Source organism: Brooklawnia sp. (genome assembly GCF_049651565.1).
GTDB lineage: Bacteria > Actinomycetota > Actinomycetes > Propionibacteriales > Propionibacteriaceae > Brooklawnia.
This window is the reverse complement of the sequence record NZ_JBASCI010000152.1, coordinates 1-4,343: the sequence shown is the minus strand read 5'-3', so window position 1 is coordinate 4,343 and position 4,343 is coordinate 1. Positions and strand designations below refer to the sequence as shown.

At 70.3% G+C, this 4,343-nt stretch carries 4 protein-coding genes; 1 reads left to right on the top strand and 3 read right to left on the bottom strand.

All coding sequences use genetic code 11. From position 1 onward, the window contains the following. Positions 1-303 precede the first annotated feature (303 nt). On the top strand, positions 304-1,323 hold the full coding sequence (locus tag WBL05_RS07150) for an EamA family transporter (RefSeq protein ID WP_424224776.1): 1,020 nt from the start codon (positions 304-306) through the stop codon (positions 1,321-1,323). A gap of 84 nt (positions 1,324-1,407) precedes the next feature. Here WBL05_RS07150 and WBL05_RS07145 read toward each other — a convergent pair whose 3' ends face one another. The 3 genes from WBL05_RS07145 to WBL05_RS07135 form a co-directional block, all read right to left on the bottom strand. Continuing rightward, complete coding sequence (locus WBL05_RS07145) at positions 1,408-2,184, bottom strand: methyltransferase (protein WP_424224775.1); 777 nt, start codon at positions 2,182-2,184, stop codon at positions 1,408-1,410. Between the two features lie 23 nt (positions 2,185-2,207). Beyond that, complete coding sequence (locus WBL05_RS07140) at positions 2,208-3,017, bottom strand: HAD family hydrolase (protein WP_424224773.1); 810 nt, start codon at positions 3,015-3,017, stop codon at positions 2,208-2,210. An 84-nt stretch (positions 3,018-3,101) separates the two neighbouring features. Then, complete coding sequence (locus tag WBL05_RS07135) at positions 3,102-3,956, bottom strand: HAD-IIA family hydrolase (RefSeq protein ID WP_424224772.1); 855 nt, start codon at positions 3,954-3,956, stop codon at positions 3,102-3,104. Positions 3,957-4,343 lie beyond the last annotated feature (387 nt).

Here is a 4,343-nt window from a genome sequence, read left to right as displayed (position 1 = left end):
GACCGGGCATTATGCGTGGCGGCCGCGGGAAAGTGCTCGCCCGGGGGCGGGCGGACGGCCCGCGGGTGGGGTCCCGGGGATCAAGTCCCGGGGCGTCCTGGTAGTGGCCCGGGCGGGGCTGCACGGGTCGCTGGGCACTTTGCGTCCCGGACGCCGAAGGATGTACGCGTTTGGCCCTGGAACCGGGCATTATCCGTGCCGATCGCGGGAAAGTGCTCGTCCGGGGGCAAACCGGTCGGCGTGTGGCGCTGGCGGCCCCCGATCAAATAGGACCCTCAAGGGGTACCCCATATGATTGCCTCCATGCGCCCCGATCCCTCCTCCCGGTTTGGCGCGGGCCTGACGCTCGCGCTCCTGTCGGCCTTCTCGTTCGCGACGTCCGGCACGCTCGCGGCCGGGCTGCTGGCAGCCGGCTGGTCACCGTTGGGCGTGGTCATCCCGCGGGTTGCCATCGGGTGCGCTGTCACCCTGGTCTTCGCGCTGGTGGCGTTGCGCGGCCGATGGGACGTGGTGCGCCGCAACTGGCGGGTCATCCTCGGCTACGGCGTGATCTCGATGGCGCTCACCCAGCTCGCGCACTTCAGCGCCGTCCAGTACATGCAGGTCGCCCAGGCGCTGCTCTTCCAGTACCTGGCGCCGGTCGCCATCGTCTTCTGGCTGTGGGCCCGCCGTGGTGAACGGCCGGCCGGCCAGACCGTGCTCGGCGCGATCCTGGCGATGGGCGGCCTGATGCTGGTGCTGCAGGTGGGCGCAGCCGGGTTGTCCTTCGACTACCGGGGCATCCTGTGGTCGACCGTCGCCCTGGTGGGCAACGCCTCCTACTTCATCTTCTCCTCCGACAACCGGCCCGACCTGCCGCCGGTGGTGATGGCTGCGGGCGGCACCCTGGTGGCGTCCGTGCTGCTGGTGGTGGTGGCCCTGCTCGGGCTCCTGCCGTTCCAGACCTCGACCGCCCCGGTGACCTATGCGGGGCTGGACGTGCCCTGGTGGGTTCCGCTGGTGGTGCTGGGCGTGGTCGCCACCGCGGCCGCGTACCTGCTGGGCATCGCCGGGGCGCGGCTGCTGGGCACCCGGCTGGCGTCCTTCGTCGGCCTGGTCGAGGTGCTGTTCGCCATCGTGCTGGCAGCCCTGCTGGTCGGCCAGATCCTGACCGTGTGGCAGTGGGTAGGCGGCATGCTGGTGCTCGGCGGCGTGGTGCTGGTGAAACTGGGCGAGGCCCGCACCGGTACCCGGCCCGTCGTCCTCCGCAGGACGCGGGCGCCCGAGCCCTCGCCGGTCGACCCGCCGCCGGCACCGGCGCAGGTCGAGGATCTGGTCCGCTAGACCGCACCCGCCCCGGATTGGGTGCAGAAAGTGCTGGTCCAGGCGACCAGATGCACCCAGTGGGCGACGCGGTGTCCCGACGGGCTAGATCGGGATGACCAGCGAGCCATCCCCGAAGCTGATCGGTTGGGTCAACTCGTGGTGGTCGACGTGCGCCCGCCAGCACTGCATCTGATAGGGCAGCCGCAGCTCCGAGATCCGGGCCGCCGAGTCGAAGATCTCGCTGGCCTCACCCACCAGCTGCCGGCGGTCACGCTCGGCCAGCCTGCTCACCCCGCGCTGGCTGGTCACCATCTCGATCATGCCCGAGCGGGTGATCGGCACCCACAGCCGGAAGTTACGGCGTTCGATCCGGGGGAAGTACTTGCTGGCCAGCAGGTCGGCGAAGTCGTTCTCGACGGCCCCCGACATCGCCGACGAGTCCACGCTGCGCATCAGGTTGATCAGTCGCCGAACCCACGGCACGGTGTCATCGCGGACCACCTGCCAGCCGGCCACCCACCCGCCCGACTGCAGCGACCGGCTGATCTGGCTGTGCGCAGCATGCTGGTTGACCGGCGGGCCGGTCAGCGGCGACCGGAAGCGTCCCTGCAACAGCACGACGTGGGCGATGCAGGGCTGCACCGGCAGCTCGTCCGCGCGGCCGACCGCGGTCAGCACTCGCTCGTCACCGGCGAACCTTGCCGCGATCGCGGCCGCCCTGGCGTGGTCGGAGTCGATCACCACCACCCCGTGCCCCATCCCGACCAGCCGGTTGATCATGCCCGGCGAGCAGCCGAGGGCGATCACGCGTACCGGCTCGTCGCCGACCAGCCACGTCAATGCGGCGGGCGGCAACGAAGGACGCGTCGATCTGGGCATGGGGCAACTCTAGTGGTGCCGGCTCACATCCCCAGCAGGCGCTCGATGACCACCGCCACACCGTCGTCGGTATTCGCGGGCGCCACCTCGTCAGCCACCTCGCGGACGGCGGGCACCGCGTTCGCCATCGCGACCCCGTGGCCGGCCCACCTGATCATCTCGACGTCATTGGCCGAATCACCCAGCACGACCACCTGTTCGCGGCTGATGCCGCGCTCGGCGGCCAGCATCTCGATGGTGGTGGCCTTGCTCACCCCGGCCGCCGAGATCTCGATGAACGGCACACCTGAGGTGGTCGGCAGCACCCCGACATGGGCGGCCTGTTCACACAGCTCGAACAGTTCGTCCAGCCTGACCTCGTCGCTGCGGGCGATCAACTTCACCGCCGGCTGCGACGCCAGGTGGGTCAACCCGACCTCGGTGAGGGACTGCCTGGTTCTTCCATGGTTGCCGTCCGCCATCAGGTCGAGGTAGCCGGGACCGGGGAGCAGGTCGTAGCCGTGGTTGACCAGGGTGGCGAACCGGGTGTGCGGGGCGACCGGCTGTAGTTCGTCGATGAACGCCCCGATCACCGCCGGATCGATCGGGCGCGACAGCACCACGCTGTCGTCCCTGGCGGCGTAGACCACCGCGCCGTTCGAGCAGACCGCCAACTCGCCCAGCACATCCGGCAGCAACCCGTTCACGTCGACGATGGAGCGCCCGGTGGCTGCCATCACCACTATCCCGGCGTCACTGGCGGCCTCGAGGGCCCGCACTGCCCGATCGGTTATCGACTTGTCCGGCTGGAACAGGGTTCCGTCGAGGTCGGTGACGATCATCCGGACGTTCATCTGGCTCTCTTTCCCTGGCTTGCTACCTGAACCCTAGTGCGCCGATCAGAGGACGCGCCCAGCCCCGCACCCGCCAGGGGTGGTTCAGGCATCGTCGGCGCGCCAGCCGAGCTCATCCCACACCGCTTGGGGAATCATCCGGTCCACCCGGTCCAGCACGTAGTCGGGTTTCTCGTCGTGGGGCAGCGCGCGGACGTCGGCGGCGGTGGCCTCGCCGGTGAGCACCAGCGCCGTCCCCATCCCGCTCCCGCGGGCCATCGTCATGTCGGTCTGCAGCCGATCGCCGACCATCACGACCTCTTCGGGGCTCACGTCCAGGCCCTCGATCGCCAGCCTGGCCATCATCGGGTCGGGTTTGCCGAAGCTGGCCCGGCAGGTGGTCTGGGTGCAGGCCTCGATGGCGGCGGTGATGGCCGCGCAGTCCGGCTCACCCCGGCCGCCGGGGAACGGGCAGAACCGGTCGGGGTTGGTCTGCACCAGGAATGCCCGCTTGTGGTACCAGATCGCGTCGAAGGCGATCTGCAGCTTGCGGTACTCGAAGGTGCGGTCGTAGGAGGCCACCACGATGTCGATCCGGGCCGGGTCGTCGCTGAGCTCGAAGCCGGCGTCCCGCAGCGCCCGCTGCAGTGGTTCCTCGCCGACCACGAACAGCACCGCGTCGGGGTGGTTGGCCAGCAGCCACCGGGTGGTGGTGACAACGGTGTTCGCGATGTCCGCCACCGGGGTGGGCTGGCCGAGGTCGGCGAGCATGTCGGCGTACATCTGCGGGTCCCGGGTCGGGTTGTTGGACAGGAAGCGCACCGGGATCCGGCGGTCACGCAGTTCGGTGACCAGCCGGGCCGCCCCGGGCAGCAGGTGATCGCCGAGGTAGATGGTGCCGTCCATGTCGAAGATGTACGCGGAGTGGAACCGCGTCGGCGCGCTCAGCAGGTCCGGCATGTCGACCTCCCCCGGTGGTGTCGGCCCGGTCAGGGTTTGCCTGCATCGTAAAGGCAGGGCTGGGCTGCCGTGCGCGGCGGGGTGGGCCCGCCGGGTACCGTCGGGGGCGCGGCTGGCCCAGCGGGCTGCCGTGCGCGGCAGGGAACTGCCCCCGCAGGCGGAACCCGCCAGTTCTCCACAGGATCGGACGAGTTTGACCGACCCGGGTGCGGACGGGCGATCTTCCGGTCATGTCCACATCCATGCTCGTCTCCCGGGACGACGCCCTCGTCCAGACCGTCCTCGCCGCCGCTGCCGCCGCCCAGGTTGACCTGGTGGTCGCCCGCGACACCGAGACCCTGCGCCGCAACTGGTCCAGCGCGCCGGTGGTGCTGGTCGGTGCCGACC